This window comes from Pedobacter mendelii (assembly GCF_014635725.1).
Lineage (GTDB): Bacteria > Bacteroidota > Bacteroidia > Sphingobacteriales > Sphingobacteriaceae > Pedobacter > Pedobacter mendelii.
On the sequence record NZ_BMDJ01000002.1, the window covers coordinates 341,146 to 357,312 of the forward strand.

Sequence of the window (16,167 nt, forward strand, 5' to 3'; positions counted from 1 at the left end):
ATGAAAATATTTATCACAGGTGTTACTGGTTATCTAGGGCAAAAACTGGCTTTACAATTGGCAGCTAATGGGCATACCATACACGCGCTGGTACGTAATGAGCAAAAAGGAAGATCGTTATTGAATCATCCAAATATCCTGTTATTTACCGGAGATATTTTAGAACCTGATTCTCTGTTAACTGCAATGGCTGGTTGCAAGCAAGTTTACCACCTCGCAGCCTTGGCATCGGTATGGCATAAAGATCCGCAGCGCTTTCATATCATAAATGTAAAAGGGCTTCAAAACGTTTTAGATACTTGTTTGCACTTGGGTATTACCGATGTACTTTTCACCTCTACTGCCGGGGTTGTAGGAGATTCAATGGATGGAAAACCCGTGTGTGAATTAACCAACCCTGACCCCAAACTGGAGACGCTATATGAGCAAAGCAAAGTGGATGCTGAAAAACTGCTTAAGGCCTATATTCCTAAAGGTATCCGGGGTATTATTGTCAACCCCAGCCGGGTGTATGGCCCCGGATTATTAACCGAAAGTAATGGCTTTACCCGTTTGATGAAAATGTATATCAGCGGCCATTGGAAGATCAAACCATGTAACGGAAAAAGCATAGGCAACTACGTTTATATCGATGATACGATAAACGGACTGATAGCTGCTATGGAAAAAGCTAAATCCGGTGAACGTTATTTGCTGGGTGGTATAAATGCTACCTACAATGAATTTTTCAGCATGGTAGATGAACTTACTGGTATTAAAAGGAAAATGTATAATGTTCCTTTACCTGTTATGCTGTTTCTATCTCGAATACAGTTAATATTGGCGCATTTATTAGGAAAAAAGCCAATGATTACCCCTCCTTTTGTTCGCAAATATAATAAGCAATGGATCGTTAGCTCTGAAAAGGCCGAGCAGGAAATAGGTTATACCATAATTCCTTTAAGAGAAGGAGTAAGTAAAACGCTTGATTGGCTTAATCAACCTGTTTAACAGCTGCCACCAATTCATCATAAGTATAACTCGCTTCGTGAAACTTCTTTTTGCCATTTTTAACAATGAGGGTTCCCGGTAGCGCACCAGACCAATCAGCACTTATTTTTTCATTGTAAGAGTTTGGCGCCTCATTAAGCAAATACACTTCGCCGGTTAAGTGGTGGGCTTTTACAAAAGGCTGCACACCGCTTTCCAGCTTGGATTTAAGGTCGGTGCTAATTAGGATAACCTTTACCGGTTTACCTTTTACCGCCATTTTAAACTTTTCAAATTCAGGTAATTCTTTTACACAAGGTTTGCACCAGGTTGCCCAAAAGTTAATCACGTAAGTAGTATCCTTACCTTGTTTAATACGGCTTTCTAATTGTGAAACTTTAATGAGCTTAACCTGCTGTGCTTGTAAATTGAACGATAACAGCAAGTAAAAACCGATGATATATAAGAGTTTATTTGTCATGACTTTTATAATTTTTATCAAGTACTGATTTTATATACGTAGATTTCACCTGAGCAGATTAGGAAGAACCATCCATGAAAGTAAGCATAATAATTCCTGTTTTCAATGAAGCCGAGCATATCGGCAAACTAACCAAATATTTAATCCGATTTGGCAGTAATAATTTACAAGAGATTATTGTTGTTGATGGCGGCAGTACCGACGATACACCTTTATGTGCCAAACAAGCTGGTGCAATAAGTGTGGTCTCCCCTCAAAAGGGCCGTGCAGCACAAATGAATTTTGGCGCATCAATCGCTAAAGGCGATCTACTCTATTTTGTCCATGCAGATACTTTACCACCGGAAACCTACATAACTGATATTATAGATGCTATTGAAGCCGGCTTTGATATGGGCAGGTATCTTTCTACTTATAATAGTAAATCTTGGTTGCTTAAACTTAACGCTTTTCTGAGCCGTTTAGATACCTTTGGAGGTATGGGTGGAGATCAAACGCTATTTATTACGACAAAACTATTTCAGCAAACTGGTGGTTTTGACGGAACGATGAAGATAATGGAAGAGTTTGAATTTTGTGCACGGGCAAGGAAGCTGGGAAAATATAAGATCATCAAAAAGCCAGTACTTATCTCTGCCAGAAAGTATGATACCAATGGATGGTTTAACGTTCAAAAGGCTAACTATACCATTGTAAGAATGTATCTAAATGGGGCAAGTCAAGAAAGCATGGCTTTGAAATATAAGGAGATGCTTCATTACCGCTAAATATCTATCCCGTTTAAGTTTAGGTCTGCCGCCTCGTCTACATCATGCAACTTTTGCATTAAGCTGTAAGTTAATTCCAGCTGGTTTACGGTTGCTATGGTTTCTTTAGTTACCTGGTCTGTACTCCAGGCTTTATCCCTAAATAACTCCGGCACGTAACGATTTAAACCCAACAGGTAATACCCGCCATCGAAAGTGGGGCCTATAACTACGTCATTAACTGCCAACCTAGCCATCGCTTGTTCAATTATGGCTGTTTGTAACTGATAACAATCGCTGCCAATAATCATTACCCGTTTAAAACCCTGATCAAATAATTCTTTGAAAGAATTGGATATCCTTGCGCCTAAATCAGCCCCAAATTGCTGTCTTTTGGTATAACCAGGGAAAGTCCAAATATCATTTTCTATCACCTGATCGGTGTAATAAATAAATTTATAGCAATTAATAGGAATAGTGATCTGCTGGGTATGGCTCAATAATAAATTGTAAACCGCCAACGCTTTTTCATCACCTATCCCTTTTGCCAGGCGGGTTTTAACTTTACCTAACTCCGGATGCCGTACAAATATGATGAGTGCTGTCCTCGTTACTTTATTAAAATTACTCATCATGCTTTTCTTTAAGCTGCGGAGATTGTTTAAAAAAGTACATCCAGCACAACACAGCGAGTGCCGCTCCTGCAACAGGCGCTAATATGTAAATCCATAAGGTGTTTAAATTTCCAGTAATAAGAGCAGGGCCAAAAGACCGGGCAGGGTTCATAGAAGCACCAGATATAGGCCCTGCAAAAAGCGCCTCGAATAAAACAACACCTCCTATGGCAAGACCCGCAAACATGCCTTGTTCTTTACTTCCAGTGGCTACATTTATAATTACAAGCATTAAAATAAAGGTAAGTATGAATTCCAATATAAATGACTGTGAATTTGACCCGGAAGGCACTGTCCAGCCCAAATCTGTATTTAGTGGAAAAAGGTATTTTAAAGTTAAACTAGCAAGTGTTGCACCAGTAAACTGACTAATAATATAAGGAATAAGGCATTTAGCCGGAAAGCGTTTAGCCAGGGTAAATGCGATACTTACTGCCGGGTTCATGTGCGCACCTGAAACACTACCTAACGCATAGATCATACTCATCACCACAAGACCAAAAGTAATTGCTACTCCTAAATGGGTAACGGTATGTACCTGCTCATCTATAACAACCGCACCTGTACCGCAAAAAACCATAATGTAGGTACCCATAAACTCTGCCAGGTATTTTTTCATTCGGTCTATATTTATTCAGCAACTGCACCGCCACAACTTGAACCAGCACCCGCGGTACAGCCGTAGCAATGTTGTTTTAAAATGATCTCGCGGTTTTGCAATAAACTCAAATCAAAATCTGCTATATGCTGCGAGGTATTCGGGATAACTTTCAAGTCAAGCATTTGGTTAAAATCACAATCGTAAAGGTAACCGTCCCACCCTACAGAAATGGTGTTGCGGCACATCACATTTTTAACTGCAGCCGGGTTAAAAGCACCAATCAGCTTTTCCAGATAATTATCATAATTACCAGTCGTCAACAGATAATCCAGATAACGGCTGATAGGCATGTTGGTAATAGCAAAAAGGTTATTGAAACTGATGTTATAATTTTTCATCAATTCAAACTTGTATTCCTTCTCCAAAGCATCCTGCGATGGCGGTAAAAAAGCACCTGCCGGATTATAAACCAAATTTAGGGTTAGCCCGGTATCGGCCATCCCGTACCCAACAGCGTTCAGCATTTGAAGTGCTTTAATAGAATCATCAAAAACGCCATCACCACGTTGCTTATCCGTCCTGTCCTGCGTAAAACTAGGTAAAGAGGAAACTACTTCTATCTGATGTCGTTTAAAAAATTCTGGCAGATCATGAAAACGCTTATTGGCTAAGATAATTGTGAGGTTACAGCGCACAATTATGTGCTTCCCTAAAGCCTTAATCTGTTCTACAAACCATCTAAAATCAGGGTTTAGTTCAGGGGCACCACCTGTTAAGTCAACTATTTTAATTGGAGATTTGGCTAACACATTCAAGCAAAGCTGCATGGTATCTTGCGTCATTATCTCTTTACGATCGGGTCCTGCATCAACATGGCAATGTTTGCAAACCTGGTTACACATTTTACCCATGTTTACCTGGAAAATATCTACACCACTGGCCAACAGTGGAAACATACCTATGTCCGCAACTTTCTCTTTGAACGAAGTATGTTTTTGCGTAGAATTGTGCTCTAATATATCCAGTTGGTATGAACTATTAGCTAAAGGGTTTTGCAGAACTTTTAAGGATTTGATCATTACATACTAATTTTTTTCACCTTGTTCATCATTTGCACGCCATGTACCAATACCGCACCACCTTTAATGGCCGATGCCACGTGCACCGCTTCCATCATCTGTGCTTCGCTAAAGCCTTTTTCATAGGCATCGCTACTGTAGGCATCAATACAATAAGGGCATTGTACCGCATGAGCCACCGCCAAAGCAATTAATGATTTTTCCTTCGCCGTCAGTGCCCCATCCTTAAATACTTCGCCATAATAGGAAAAAAACTTATCGGCCATGTCCTTTTGGTATTCACCGATGTTCCCAAATTTACCGAGGTCTTCGGCATTGTAATAATGATCAGCCATTGTTTTCAGATTTATAATTGTTCAGATATAAACTCCAGTCGTACTTTTTAAAACGGATTGTTGGTTTAATCCCTTCGGGGATGATCTTATTTTTTATTAATACTTCCAACATGCCTTTTTTCCCTCCGAAATCATGACGGAACCAGCCCATCAAGGCCGGAACCTCAACTGCATTTTGCACTTTATTGTAAATTACCTCACCTTTTAAGTAGGTTTTAACTGCCACATTTAACTGCTTATCCAATTGTTCGGGCTCATAGAAAGCAATTGGCGGACAGCTTTTAGCTCCGCAGTTTAAAGCAAAATGGATACGGTAATCCAATTTTTCAACACGAAATTGCTTTTCAAATCCAGAAGGAAAAAACTTACCTAAAAAACCTTCAGCCCATTTAACCTTACTCCGTCGCAATATACCATGCTCTATTAGGTCAAGACTTAGTTGATGCCCCGCAACATTGATTTGTTTACTGGAAAAAAAGGAACCGCGGGTTTTATACTGATCCGGATCTTTCTTTAATATAACTTGGGTAAATCCGTTATAAAGATTTAACCAAAATGCCAGTTTTTTATACTCGTTGTTTAGCTGTAGTGCTAAACCGTTTTGATCGGCACTTTTTAAGCTATCAATAAAAGCAGCGGTACTATCGCCTGTTTTAGCTGCATATAGAAAGTCTTGCGATAACTTAATATAATCAGGCCCGTTGATTGTTTTTTGCTGAGCATCGGCTAATATTGTTATCAATAGAAAAAACAAAATAAAAACTGATGTAATGGAACGTTTCAAAAGCATACATAAATTACGTAATAAAATTTCTTATGGTTTTATGAAAGAAATATGAATGAATTTTATAATACCATCATAAATACTCAATTTCAATTAATCCTATACCTGCACTATAATCTGTGGTAATAATTATATTTCTAATACCACCCCTCATTTACAAAACCTACTATCCATCTTTCGAAAGCGTCCCGCTGGTACTAATATATTCAAAAAAAACAATCAATTGAATATCAATTAAATTTTAAAAACCGATAACTAATTTTAAGCAAAAGCGAGACGCTTATTACCTGCTGTAAGCATAAATAGATGAGGTTTTATATACCTATTCGGGAACCAATACTTTTGATGGAAATTCGGGCTGATTTATAGAATCAGTAATGTGCTACGTCTCCATTGCAAATACAGTACTAAAATCATCCTCTGCACCATTCTTAAAAGTATTTTTGGCTTGCATAATTCAAGAAATTTTTCTTTTCAGATACGTTCTTACGGGAATGTCGTAAAATACCAGTACCAGATAGGCGAATCCAATCAAAACAAAAACACTAAATGTTATAAAAAGGTTGATGTGGGTAATGGGTTTATAATGGCTATAAAAATTTAAAAATATCCAGATTACCGAATAGTGAGTCATGTAAAGAGGATAAGAGATATTACCTGAGAAATTACATAGTTTTTTAAGGTTTGGTGTTAATGTTGCTCCTGCTCCTAGCCCCACCAGTAGCGGAAAGTATAATAATACTACAATGGGTTCTGAAATCCAGTTCCATACTGAAAACGGAATAATAAAAGCCAAAATAAGTAGTACAGTTATACCCATAAATCCGAATTTATTCTTTATTATCCAATTAAACCTGTAGACCAAAACTCCTGCTATAAAAGAATAACTTACACGGGCTCCACCATCCCAGAAGGTTTCATAATTCCATCCACCGGTTAAGGAGCCAGATTTCAAAATAACCCATCCAACCAAGGCTGCTGAAATCAATAGCATTGTAGATAAGTACTTACGACTGATACGAGACAGCACTATGGCATAAAAAACATTTGCAATATACTCCCAAAAAAGTGACCATGCAGGCGCATTTAATGCAAAAAGTGCAAATCCCCGTGCAGCCAGCACAGGAAAAGGCAACAAAAAAACAGAGGTGGTAGCCATTGGTATAATTTCGCTATAACCCGGTAATTTCCCTTGATCTGTAAATGGATCAAATAACAGTGCCAACAGCCCCAGTAAAGTTCCCAAAACTACCAAAGGGTGCAACCTAATCAATCTTAATTTTAAAAAGCTTAATGTGCCCAGCTTTTTGATGCGACCGTCATAGCTATAAGCTATAACAAATCCCGATAAACAGAAAAAAAAGTCTACAGCCAAAAAACTGTGTCCGATAATAATTTTACTGTAATCTGAAATTGTCATTTCCATAAAATGAAAAGCAACTACGAAAACTGCCGCAATACCCCGCAGGCCATCAAGAATTTCAAAATGCTGCCTGGAATTTGTACTGTTATAATTCATTACTACTTTTTGATTAGTTTGCCGATGCATTGGTTTGTGAGCAAATTGAAAGTGTTCTGATTAAAGCAATATGCTTTACATCTGTTGAACTTATGAAGAAGCTTTTAAAAAATAGATGTTTAGATAGGTATAGAATATCCATAACCATGGAAATATTTGTGCACAATGTACCTGAGATTGATTTGAATATTTACGTCAGTATGCTTCATACCTGTAAACAAAGAGCCATTTAAATTCACGTAATTTTTATTTGGTTAAATAATTGGCTTATCTGCCGTTCACAATAAAATTAGTGAATAGCAATCAATAGAAAAAATAGATTTTGATAATTCCTTTATACAATCTGACTTTTTCCTTTTGTAATCAACTTTCCTACTGTCTCACTTACCACTGAACTGTCGACACTAATAAGATTTACTTGCCCTTTTCCTTTACCGAGTATAGTGCCGAAAACTGGTCATCAATACATTCATATATCTGTTTAAAATATTCGGGGTCGATTTTGGAGAGGCGCTCAGAAATAGAGCTTCTGCAAATCCGTTCATCCTCATTTAGATTAAAGAGCACTTTAAATACCGAGTCATTTAGGGCAGAACTATCCAATTAACTTTTAAGGATTGGTATCATGAGATCTTACCTATTTTAGCTTTTTTGTTGTTGAACGGTGTCCGGAAGATTTAAAGTTGGCTAGATCTGAGAAGGTAGCAGAAACGAACCTCAAACGATTCTGCAGTTCTTGTCTAAAATTTTGTGACATTGGATGAAAAGCTTTTCTAAGGGTCTTTTTAGGATTTATCTGTTTTGTACAGTTTTTTTTGGTAAAATTGGATCATTCATTATTTACCTGGTGAAGCTTACTATGGGGATTCTCTGGACTACCGACTACATATACTAAATTTGGTTAAAAAGAAGTGTTCGGCAAATTAAGATATTGTAGGTTTAAAATAATCTTCTCACTAGTTCTTCCTTGCGCATTGCAGAGACTTCAACTTCTGCGCCATCGGAAAATTCAAGGGTACCACCATCCCCTTTACGATATTTGACAACATAATCTAGGTTGACAATCGCAGAGCGGTTAATCCGCATAAAATGCTCATCATCCAACATGCTTTCATATTCTTTAAGGGTTTTGGATACTACAATTTTTTTACCATCAGCGAGGATGAATATGCTGTAATTGCTCATAGCTTCAACACGTACAATATTCGTTCGATCGATCAGGTAAACTCCCTCTGCAGTAGTTACGGCCATGCGATTGTTGAGTGTTTTCTTTGGTTTATTTAATTTTAAAACCGCTTTATCTTTTACCTTTTTGTCTAGACGAACGATGGCATTGGAAAGTTCATCTTCGTCAACTGGTTTTAACAAATAATCTAAAGCACTTAATCTTAGTGCATCTAAAGTATAATGATCATAGGCTGTAGTAAAGATCACTTCGAAATTAAAGGAACCTAACTTTTCTAAAAACTGAAATCCATTCAATCCGGGCATTTCTACATCAAGGAAGAGTACATCTGGCTCCAGATCACCGATAGATAAAATTGCTTTCATTGGATCATTAAATACGGCCGTAATTTCGAGCATGCTTGCAAAACTCTCCAGCTTACGGCTCAATAGCTTACTTCCCCTGGTTTCATCATCGAGTATAACAGCTTTTAACATGTTGATAGATTTTTATCTAATTTCGTTTTTTAATTCCGGCATTACAAGTAGACAGGTATTAGACGAATTGGTATAGGCCTATCAGTGTATGATGCCCTGTTTGTAAGGCTTAAAATCTCTCATTTGCAAAATAGCTTGTGTTCCAAAATCAGGTTCTTTAATAATGAAAATTGCTTTGTGCGTTTCATTTTTCTTCACAAAGATGTTTTGCCTGCCATTGTGACCTACTGCTGGTCCGTACTATTTGATGAGAATATTATGGTGCCTGATGCTTTAAACCTATTTTCGACAGCGATGTAGCGCACCACTCCATTTTGTTTCCGTTCCAAAACCAACAGGCCTGCCTTAAAATTGATTGGGCCTTTTTACAGGCCATCCATTTGCTGGGTCCTTTTTCCCAGCCGCCAATGTTATGAGCCGTGGGCGACTGGGGAAAGGGGATCTTTATTTTCTCTACGGCCTTCTGCAACTATGTTTGAGGAATATGAGGTCTTGACTGCGCATTTTATTGAACGCGGATGATCATGACGATTATCAATAGGAATAATTTTTTCATGTCTCTTCTTTCAAAAAGTATACTTAATGCCAAAGCCACCATTATCTGCTCCAAAGCCGCTATCATTATAGGTATCTTTGATCATATAACCTGGTTGCCAATCGGCGCTAATTGCAATTGGTATGTTTTTCAGCTTGTATTCAAGCCCTAAAACACCGCAAACGGCATAGTAGATATTAGATTGCTGATCTCCCCAGTTAAATTCTTCTTTGAAAGCAAAATTTCCTACAAAGGCGCCACCACCACCATACCACCGCAAACCTTCCAATTGATTGAAAAGACCATGGTATTCATAAAGTGCTGTTAGGGAGATATCGGAAGCTACACCCGTAAAATTGCGATATTTTACAATAGCTTCAAAAGCATGGTTCGAGGTAAAGAAATGTTTGCCAGTAATTCCGATGCCGTAAAGTATTTTTAGGCCAATTGCCGTTTTATAACCCTGAGTTCCGGCAGCAAAGTTTTTTTTGGTTGACACTGGCGTTTTAAGTAATGGTTGTTCTGCCTTAGGCTGTATTTCTACTTTTTTTGTAGCTGTGGTGCTCGTCGTTTTCTTTGCAGGGGTTTTCGCTTTGGTTGTTTTTTTTGTCTGCGCCTGAACCAGTCCCCCAAAGGAGATTAGGAACAAGAGCATAAAAGTTATTAGCTTTTTCATGATGTTTCAGATTTTATTGTAAAGTTCCTGTAGTTAAATTTCCAGATCCATTGACATTAGTTGGTGTAAAACGCGAAACTTCCAGTTTTCCATCTAAAAGAAGAAAGAAACTTAGTGTACCGTTTGCACCGGTGTTGCTGGTTGCTGCAACGTTTTTGATAAGGGTATAATCTTTATTAATGGTTGGATCTCCGAATGAACCTTCGCCATACTGTGTTGCGGAAAACTTAAGTTTGGTGAGCAGAAAAATTGTGCTTCCCGGAGCTTTTAAAGATCCATTGTAGGTGTTTCCACTTAAGAGGTTGGTTTCAGGGATATTCTGAAGCTTATAGGAAGAGAACGCATTACCTTCATAAGAAGTGATGTTTCCATTGCTAATCTTAAAAACATCTTTCGAATTTGCATTCCAGGTAATGGTTAGGGTTCCGTTGTCATAAACATAATTCCCGTTTCGGTTGGATACGATGCCGTAGGTGAGCACGGTTTGGGCCAGTGGATCAAAAGTAAGGATGTATGGGATGCTCACTGCAGTTCCATTAAAGGTAGTGTTGTACTTGCCCGCAATGTAAAACTTGGTCATGTCCATGCTTTCGGTAGGCATTACCTCATCTGTATTCTTTTTGCAAGAAGCAAAAGTGATCATCAATGCAAAGAGAGGCAAATAGGTTAAAAGTTTTTTTAATGTTTTCATTTCTTAGGTTTTAATGTTAAAAAAATAAGTTTCTGTGCGCACGTTAATTTAGCCAGGCTACCATTTTGCTGTACATTTTATCGGTCCAGCTACCGCCACAATGCGTATTGCAGCCACCATCTGTTACTCCTTCGCTTTTTGCTTTAACTGCAGAATTGGCCGGAATCTGATCATAAAGGGCCTTGCCCGAATAATCACCTTCATTGTTGCCACTGCAACTGATGCTGTAGACCGGAATCTTGAAATTCTGTGCATTCCAAGTTCCTGCAGCACCACAAGCCGCTAATATTCCTTTTACATAGGTGAGGGTATTGCTTTGTGAATTATCTGTCAGGAGCATAAAGGAAGCATAAGAATAACCACCTACAACGGCTTTGTTTTTATCCACCCCATATTTTGAAGAGATGGCCAGGATACATTGATTGTAATCTTCCCCCACCATTTTGGCGCTGGTGTTCCAATTCGCATTACCAGGTGTTTTGCGGTACTGAACGATGGCCGCAGCATAACCGTTATCCGCCGCTTTAGAACAGATATCAGCTTCAGCTGCACCATCCAAGCTGCCAACTGATGGATTGCTCTCGTCATTCCCGCTGCCCATCACCAAAATACCTTTAAAGGTGGTTGTACCAACTTTAGTGAAAATCCGGTATGTACTACCGTTAACCGTTTCCGTTACTTGTTTTACATTTCCGGATACCACTTCTTTGCCATCTTCTGCGCTATTCTTCTTACAGGAGAATACGATCAGCATTAGGAAAACCGGGATTAGGAATAATTTTTTCATGTTTTTCTTTTTAGGTAGATAAAAGATTTGGGGTATTCCCTTAAATCATGATGCTAATGTAGAACCGTCAGACATGCTATTTCAGACCAATGATTGAATGGTAGCCTTAACTGTGTAAAAACCCGATTTGAATGAGTGAAGCGGATGGGATAAAGCATTGATCTTTAAGTCGAAATGAATATCTTTAGCTACCTAATGAATGGCATTTATGATCATGAAGTATTTTAAAATAAAGGTTTGGTTGTTTTTGCTGGCAATGTGTTTTGCAAGAACTTCAAAAGTTGCTGCCCAAACGCCAGCCATCGACACCTTGAATAAAAAGATTTCGCTTTATCTGCCTGACGACAATAAAAAAGCAGTCTTGTTGTACACCCTCAGCACCCAGTACATTTATAGCAACCCTAAAAAGAGCCTGCAACTGATCGACAGGATCTTATCCTTTAATCCGAAGGTTGTTGATAAAAACGTGATCTCTAGCGCTTATCGTTTGAAGGGAATTACCTTGTATTACCTTTCTGATTTCCCAAAAGCCCTCAGTTCTTTGCAAAAGGCCTATCAGATGGATAAACAGAGTGATAATAAACCTGGTTTACCTGGCGACTTGGCCAGTATCGGGATGATCTATATGGCCTATTCAAATTTCCCGGAGGCCCTTAATTATTACCAGCAGGCCGCCAGATTATTGGAGCATCTGCCAAAAATGGAAAGTGATGCTACTGCAGTATATGCCAATATCGGCCTTATTTACAGTGAAATGAAAGATTATGATAAGGCCCTGGAGCACGTTCAGAAAAGTTATGCCATTTTTAAACGGTTAAATAATACCAACGGCCAGGCCAATATGCTGGGCAATATGGCGGTAATATATTCCAAACAGCAAAATTTTCGTAAAGCACTTCAATATGGCCAAAGAGCAGTTGCGCTTAGCGATTCTATAGATGATAAGATCGGTTCGGCCAGGGAACACGGAAATTTGAGCGAACATTACAGCAAAGTTGGTGAAAATGATCTGGCACTCGCCTCCGGATTAAAGGCGATTGAATTAAACAAAGTATTGAGTAATACCAAAAGCATCAGCTACAACATGAATAATGTGGCAGAAATTTATTTTAAAAAAAACAACCTGACAAAAGCAACCTCGTACGGATTATCGTCGCTGCAAATCGCCAAAAAATTAAACATTCTGGAAGTGCAGCGCGATGCCAGCGAAACCTTGAGCCGGATTTATGAAAAACGAAAAATGCCCGACAGTTCGCTTTCGTATTACAGGCAATATTCCACCTTGAAAGACAGCATTATCAATGATCAAAAAACGAAGGAGTTTACGCGATTGGGCATCCAGTATGATTTCGATAAAAAGGAAAGCACCTACAAACAACAACAATTACTCTTCAATGAAAAACTGAAGCAGCAACAACTTCAGCTCGCCTTAAACAATGCTGAAATTCAAAAAGGCATTCAACTCCGCGACCTGCAAGCCATCCAGTTGCAGAATGAAAAACTACAGACCCAGGAAAAAGAAAAGAAGTTGATCATTTCAACCAATAAAGAGAAGCTGCAAGCCGGAAAATTAAAAGTCTTATCGCAGGAGCAGCAACTCAATAAATTAAGAATGAACCAATTTTGGCTCTATGGAATTTTATCTATCGTGGTCGTGATTTCAGTTTCCATTTACTTGCTAAATCTTTACCGTATTCGACAGCTGAGGTATAAGAACACCTTGCAACTACAACAATCCGAACAACAATCAAGGGAACTAACGTATCAGCATCAACTTTCAGAAAGTGAGTTAAAAGCCATTCGTGCACAAATGAACCCTCATTTCATTTTCAATGTATTGAACTCCATTGAATCTTATATCATGGAAAATGATAAAAAAACAGCGTCGCGCCTGGTACAAAAATTTGCGTCATTAAGCCGCTTGATCCTCGAGAATTCGATCAAAAGTTTAGTCACAGCCGATAAAGAATGGAAAGCACTAATCCTTTATACCGAATTGCAAGCCCTTCGTTACAACAACACTTTTCAACATGAATTTATTCAACCTGAAGATTTGCAGCTTTCGAATTTGCTCCTGCCACCTATGCTCATTCAGCCCTTGATTGAAAATGCGATTTACCATGGATTAATTCCATCAGAAAACTCAGACAAGCAACTAAAAATCCGGTTGGAAAAGGAAAACAACCGGCTAAAGATCACCGTTGAAGACAATGGGATCGGGCTAACCAAAAGCTCTAAAGCAAACAGGATGCAGGGCGTTAAAGAAAAATCGATTGGCATAGAATCCATCCATGAACGGGTAGAGATGATCAATCTCCAGTACAAAACAAAGGTGGCTGGTTTTTCGGTAGCAGAAAATAAAGACCATCAGGGCACTATTGCCGTGATAACCTTACCCTTATTGTTTGTGGCTGAAGAAGTGCCGGAAACAGTTGAAGCCTGATCTTTTTGTAAAATAAGATGGCAGGAAATTTCCCGCCATACTTACACTTCCCCTATTATTCAAAAATTGATTTAAATTCTCTTTATTTTAAGGCTGCACAGTTACCATAGCGATACCCGATTTACTTTGGTCCGGATATACTGCCTGAACGCCATATTTCGATCCGGCCACAGCAGTTTGATTGTCTACAAAAAACAATGTAGCCGCATCGGCTGATTTATATTGAACCAGGCCTTTACCGCCATCTTTGTACACAATATAAAACACTGGTTTATCACCTGTTAGTGTCCAATTTAAACGAATCCCTTTTTTATCGTCCTGTTTAGCCGTTAAGGCCGATACAGCACTTTGATGATCTACTGCCCTAGCAGATGCACTTAACGGAAAACTCGTTAAGGAGGACATTTGAAATACATCAATGGTTTGTATACCATATTCATAATTTGTTCCGGCAACAGCCGTTGAGTCACTATAAGATGTGGCCAGTTTACCAAGTTTGGCTAAAGGCTTCCAGGTGGTATCACCAGATAAACGGCGAAGAATCTGTACACCCATAATTTCATCATCCGGCGGGAAGCCGAATGTAAAATTTATCGCTTTCTTAGTTACATTGAAACCGGAAATCACCGGAGCAGGTGAAGGATTCTTTTTGGGCCTGATCAATTCCAGAACTTCTGAAAAGTTACTGTGATTATTATTGCCATCCAGTGCAACCACTTTATAATAAAGTTTCCGGTTCAATAAAGTAAAGCTAATGCTATCGGTAAATGTGGTATCACGCACCAGATCGGCGGTAACCGGAGAAAAAGTACTGGTAGGATTATTTGAAACAAATATCCGGTAGGCATATACATTATCTGTATAATCCAAATTCCAGCTTACCTTAACTTTTCCCGATCGATCCACGATCCCCTTCAAACCCAGTGGGGCCTTTGGTGGAATGGAATCGCTCGCAAAAACAAAAGGAATGTTGGAAAAAGCATAGTTCCCGGCTGTATCAATGGAAATGAGCTGATAATATACGCCGCCTTCGAGCTTGCCTGGTTTATCGGTAAAGGTAGTGGTGCCATTAGGAAGAATTTCCTTATGCGCAGCCTCGTCCAGCACTTCACGGTTTCTGCCTCTCCTGATTACAAAACCTTTTAATGGCCTGCCCTTTATTTCTGCCTGGCTCCATTGCAGGATAACACTGCCGTTTGCAACCGTTTGAGCCGTAAGGTGCCCGGCCGGTGGCGCATCTTGGTTCATGGCAGTTGCAGAAACAGTGGGGCAATAATAGCTCGTATCGCCAAATGCATCGATCCCGTTGACCCGGTAAAACCACTTTTTGTAATTGGCCACAGAATCGGAAAAAACAAAATCTTTAGTGGTCGTATCGGATTTACTGTAGGCCAGTGGAAGTTTATTTAGACGCCTAAAGCTTTTTCCATCAATAGATCGTTCAATATTGTAAGAGGTGTAGTTGTTGTACAGATCTTTTTTGGGCCAGTAAATTTCAATCGCCTGGTCCTTGCCCCTGGCCTGTACCGACCTCGGCGCATATACTTCATCTTTTAAATAACCGGCATAAATATAATATGCGGTATCTACACTAAAAGCCGGATGACTCGCAGCAGGATATACCCGGTAGGTATATTTATATTTTGGCTTCACTTTAATCGGATCTTCGTATCTAAAACCCATCGCTGTTGCGGCAGATGGAGAGAGATCGGCAGCCAGCATGGCCATAGTGAAGTTGTTGTTGTAAACCATGGAAGCCAGCCGGATACTGTCTAAATCCGTATCGGATTTAACCGAAACCCCCATATTTCCGTACAGGGCCTGGGCAGCCATCATCATGTATTTATCGCTCATATTCAGCACGCCGGGCTTCTGAAACTCAGCCGCCGACCAAGGTTTAACAGGTGTCTTATTTACCCGTATCCATTGCTGATCGGTCAGTTTATTATTTTCATCAAGCACCGCACGATCGATCCACACGCCTGCTTGCTGCAGAAATGGCCAGGCAATGGAATTGTTGATGCCCCAGCGTAAAACAATCTTATCGTTGTATCCCTTTGCTTTAAGAATCAGATCAGACTTGATCCGCTCATCAACCGGTTTTGTTGTTTTTGTCTGGCTTTCTGCCGCCTTGGAGAAACACAGCATACTTAAAAGGATTAGGAAGTATTTCATAGTTTTAAAA

General features: G+C 39.2%; 15 protein-coding genes. 3 read left to right on the forward strand and 12 right to left on the reverse strand.

What is annotated here, in order from left to right; genetic code table 11:
* Positions 1–990, forward strand: coding sequence for an NAD-dependent epimerase/dehydratase family protein (locus IEV50_RS04860; RefSeq protein WP_188412117.1), 990 nt, complete (start codon positions 1–3; stop codon positions 988–990).
* On the opposite strand, the gene IEV50_RS04865 is transcribed toward IEV50_RS04860, so the two are convergent.
* Positions 974–1,450, reverse strand: a complete 477-nt coding sequence (locus IEV50_RS04865; RefSeq protein WP_188412118.1) for a TlpA disulfide reductase family protein — start codon at positions 1,448–1,450, stop codon at positions 974–976. The genes IEV50_RS04860 and IEV50_RS04865 overlap by 17 nt on opposite strands.
* A gap of 74 nt (positions 1,451–1,524) precedes the next feature.
* On the opposite strand from IEV50_RS04865, the gene IEV50_RS04870 reads away from it, so the two are divergent.
* Entirely contained in the window at positions 1,525–2,217 is a 693-nt protein-coding gene (locus IEV50_RS04870) for a TIGR04283 family arsenosugar biosynthesis glycosyltransferase (protein WP_188412119.1), read from the forward strand.
* Here the strand turns inward: IEV50_RS04870 and IEV50_RS04875 are convergent.
* From IEV50_RS04875 to IEV50_RS04920, 10 genes are all read right to left on the reverse strand, one after another.
* Positions 2,214–2,831 carry a TIGR04282 family arsenosugar biosynthesis glycosyltransferase gene (locus IEV50_RS04875; RefSeq protein WP_188412120.1) on the reverse strand — a complete coding sequence of 206 codons (618 nt, stop codon included), beginning with the start codon at positions 2,829–2,831 and terminating at the stop codon, positions 2,214–2,216. The two genes, IEV50_RS04870 and IEV50_RS04875, sit on opposite strands and share 4 nt — an antisense overlap.
* A complete protein-coding gene (locus tag IEV50_RS04880; protein WP_188412121.1) occupies positions 2,821–3,489 on the reverse strand; it encodes an MIP/aquaporin family protein in 669 nt (222 codons plus the stop codon). Before IEV50_RS04880 ends, IEV50_RS04875 begins: the two co-directional genes overlap by 11 nt.
* 11 nt (positions 3,490–3,500) lie before the next feature.
* Positions 3,501–4,550 carry an arsenosugar biosynthesis radical SAM (seleno)protein ArsS gene (arsS, locus tag IEV50_RS04885; RefSeq protein ID WP_229746634.1) on the reverse strand — a complete coding sequence of 350 codons (1,050 nt, stop codon included), beginning with the start codon at positions 4,548–4,550 and terminating at the stop codon, positions 3,501–3,503.
* Complete coding sequence (locus IEV50_RS04890) at positions 4,550–4,885, reverse strand: arsenosugar biosynthesis-associated peroxidase-like protein (protein WP_188412122.1); 336 nt, start codon at positions 4,883–4,885, stop codon at positions 4,550–4,552. Before IEV50_RS04890 ends, arsS begins: the two co-directional genes overlap by 1 nt.
* Positions 4,878–5,627: a DUF547 domain-containing protein gene (locus IEV50_RS04895; RefSeq protein ID WP_188412123.1), complete on the reverse strand. Its 750-nt coding sequence runs from the start codon at positions 5,625–5,627 to the stop codon at positions 4,878–4,880. Before IEV50_RS04895 ends, IEV50_RS04890 begins: the two co-directional genes overlap by 8 nt.
* Before the next feature lie 499 nt (positions 5,628–6,126).
* Positions 6,127–7,188 (reverse strand): acyltransferase family protein, encoded by a 1,062-nt coding sequence (locus IEV50_RS04900; RefSeq protein ID WP_188412124.1) that lies wholly within the window; start codon positions 7,186–7,188, stop codon positions 6,127–6,129.
* 939 nt (positions 7,189–8,127) lie between these two features.
* Positions 8,128–8,850 (reverse strand): LytR/AlgR family response regulator transcription factor, encoded by a 723-nt coding sequence (locus tag IEV50_RS04905; protein WP_188412125.1) that lies wholly within the window; start codon positions 8,848–8,850, stop codon positions 8,128–8,130.
* Between the two features lie 566 nt (positions 8,851–9,416).
* On the reverse strand, positions 9,417–10,061 hold the full coding sequence (locus tag IEV50_RS04910) for a hypothetical protein (RefSeq protein WP_188412126.1): 645 nt from the start codon (positions 10,059–10,061) through the stop codon (positions 9,417–9,419).
* 13 nt (positions 10,062–10,074) lie between these two features.
* Entirely contained in the window at positions 10,075–10,752 is a 678-nt protein-coding gene (locus tag IEV50_RS04915) for a hypothetical protein (RefSeq protein WP_188412127.1), read from the reverse strand.
* A 43-nt stretch (positions 10,753–10,795) separates the two neighbouring features.
* Positions 10,796–11,506, reverse strand: a complete 711-nt coding sequence (locus tag IEV50_RS04920; RefSeq protein WP_229746635.1) for a hypothetical protein — start codon at positions 11,504–11,506, stop codon at positions 10,796–10,798.
* A gap of 247 nt (positions 11,507–11,753) precedes the next feature.
* On the opposite strand from IEV50_RS04920, the gene IEV50_RS04925 reads away from it, so the two are divergent.
* The gene (locus tag IEV50_RS04925) at positions 11,754–13,982 is read left to right on the forward strand and encodes a tetratricopeptide repeat protein (RefSeq protein ID WP_188412129.1); all 2,229 of its coding nucleotides are present in this window, start codon (positions 11,754–11,756) and stop codon (positions 13,980–13,982) included.
* An 87-nt stretch (positions 13,983–14,069) separates the two neighbouring features.
* On the opposite strand, the gene IEV50_RS04930 is transcribed toward IEV50_RS04925, so the two are convergent.
* On the reverse strand, positions 14,070–16,157 hold the full coding sequence (locus tag IEV50_RS04930; protein ID WP_188412130.1) for a fibronectin type III domain-containing protein: 2,088 nt from the start codon (positions 16,155–16,157) through the stop codon (positions 14,070–14,072).
* Positions 16,158–16,167 lie beyond the last annotated feature (10 nt).

Bases quoted from the DNA above. Each gene is read 5' to 3' on its own strand.
- IEV50_RS04905 (WP_188412125.1), bottom strand. From the start codon at position 8,850: ATGTTAAAAGCTGTTATACTCGATGATGAAACCAGGGGAAGTAAGCTA.
- IEV50_RS04925 (WP_188412129.1), top strand. From the start codon at position 11,754: ATGAAGTATTTTAAAATAAAGGTTTGGTTGTTTTTGCTGGCAATGTGT.
- IEV50_RS04900 (WP_188412124.1), bottom strand. From the start codon at position 7,188: ATGAATTATAACAGTACAAATTCCAGGCAGCATTTTGAAATTCTTGAT.
- arsS (WP_229746634.1), bottom strand. From the start codon at position 4,550: ATGATCAAATCCTTAAAAGTTCTGCAAAACCCTTTAGCTAATAGTTCA.
- IEV50_RS04860 (WP_188412117.1), top strand. From the start codon at position 1: ATGAAAATATTTATCACAGGTGTTACTGGTTATCTAGGGCAAAAACTG.
- IEV50_RS04875 (WP_188412120.1), bottom strand. From the start codon at position 2,831: ATGATGAGTAATTTTAATAAAGTAACGAGGACAGCACTCATCATATTT.
- IEV50_RS04915 (WP_188412127.1), bottom strand. From the start codon at position 10,752: ATGAAAACATTAAAAAAACTTTTAACCTATTTGCCTCTCTTTGCATTG.
- IEV50_RS04910 (WP_188412126.1), bottom strand. From the start codon at position 10,061: ATGAAAAAGCTAATAACTTTTATGCTCTTGTTCCTAATCTCCTTTGGG.
- IEV50_RS04880 (WP_188412121.1), bottom strand. From the start codon at position 3,489: ATGAAAAAATACCTGGCAGAGTTTATGGGTACCTACATTATGGTTTTT.
- IEV50_RS04870 (WP_188412119.1), top strand. From the start codon at position 1,525: ATGAAAGTAAGCATAATAATTCCTGTTTTCAATGAAGCCGAGCATATC.
- IEV50_RS04890 (WP_188412122.1), bottom strand. From the start codon at position 4,885: ATGGCTGATCATTATTACAATGCCGAAGACCTCGGTAAATTTGGGAAC.
- IEV50_RS04865 (WP_188412118.1), bottom strand. From the start codon at position 1,450: ATGACAAATAAACTCTTATATATCATCGGTTTTTACTTGCTGTTATCG.
- IEV50_RS04920 (WP_229746635.1), bottom strand. From the start codon at position 11,506: ATGCTGATCGTATTCTCCTGTAAGAAGAATAGCGCAGAAGATGGCAAA.
- IEV50_RS04930 (WP_188412130.1), bottom strand. From the start codon at position 16,157: ATGAAATACTTCCTAATCCTTTTAAGTATGCTGTGTTTCTCCAAGGCG.